At 49.8% G+C, this 1,417-nt stretch carries 1 protein-coding gene; it reads left to right on the forward strand.

Features of this window, described 5'->3' with window-relative positions; genetic code table 11:
• Window positions 1–52: 52 nt before the first annotated feature.
• Window positions 53–1,399 carry a deoxyguanosinetriphosphate triphosphohydrolase gene (locus ACTHUM_RS14145; protein ID WP_440403185.1) on the forward strand — a complete coding sequence of 449 codons (1,347 nt, stop codon included), beginning with the start codon at window positions 53–55 and terminating at the stop codon, window positions 1,397–1,399.
• Window positions 1,400–1,417: the final 18 nt, after the last annotated feature.

Here is a 1,417-nt window from a genome sequence, read left to right on the forward strand (position 1 = left end):
ATATGTTTCAGACGGCCTTTACTTTGCTTGAGGAACCTTTATTACCATCCGAATGAATTGGCAAAACTTATTATCTACTCAACGTTTCCGTACTAAAAACGGCGAAGTCGTGCCGACCGTTACCCCTTCGACGCAGGAAGGTGCCGATGCTTTGCGTACGGATTTTCACATTGACTACGACCGGGTTGTTTTCTCCGGAGCCTTCCGCCGTCTTGGCCGTAAAACGCAAGTGCATCCGCTGGCGCAACATGACTTGACGCACAACCGTCTGACGCACAGCGTTGAAGTTGCCAGCGTGGGCAGGAGCTTGGGCAACCGCGTGGGCGTGATGTTGCACAACGGCGGTTTTCTGCCGCAGGGCAATACGCCCAGCGATATTGGTGCCGTGGTGCAGGTTGCCTGTTTGGCACATGATTTGGGCAATCCGCCGTTTGGCCATACCGGTGAAGATGCTTTACGCGATTGGTTCAGACGGCCTGAGCATCAAATTTATCTGAACACATTAAACGAAGCGGAACGCAACGATATTCAAACCTATGAAGGCAATGCGCATAGCCTGCGTATCGTTGCCAGCCTTGAAATGTATCCGGAAGCAGGCGGAATGCGCCTGACTGCGGCAGCCATCGGCGCATTGCTGAAGTATCCGTGGACAACGCAACATCCAAACGGCAGAAAGAAATTCAATATTTATCAAACAGAGTTGCCGTTTATCCGTCAAGTTGCTGATGAATTGGGACTGGTTTCCGCAGGAATAGACAGCTGGGCGCGTCATCCTTTGTCTTATTTGATGGAGGCTGCCGACGATATTTGCTATGCCTTGCTGGACTTGGAAGATGCCGTCGAATTGGATTTACTCATGGATACGGAAGTGGAGAGTATCTTGTCCGAGCTGACCTTTGCCGAAAGCGCATGGCATGCCAGCTCCAGCCGTCAGCGTTGTGCCATGTTGCGCGGTATTGCGATTGGCAAGGCGATTGATGATGTCGCGCAAACCTTTATGCTGCATCAGTCCGACTTGTTGGACGGAACATTCAAAGGCAAAGACTTGCTTGCTCTGTGTAGCCCGCAAGTGCAAAACACTTTGGCAAAAGCGAAAGAATTGGCGCAAACACGGATTTTCCGCCATCACACCAAGCTCTTGACCGAAATTGCAACATTCCCATGCTTAGGCTCCATCTTGGATTTGCTCGTCCCTGCCGCTTATGCCCTGATTGCTGAAAAACAGTTGGCAACGCGTCAGTCTTTGGCGTTGGAATTATTGAAAAAGCACAATCCGATTCTTCCTGAAGACAGTCTGTATCAGGCCTATATGAAAATCTTGGATTTTGTCGGCGGTATGACCGATAACTCCGCCGCCAAAATGGCGCAGGATTTGTCAGGAGTAGGGATTTTGCGTTAATTTTATATTGTTTAATTT

The sequence above is a fragment of the Neisseria sp. P0021.S006 genome (genome assembly GCF_051956895.1).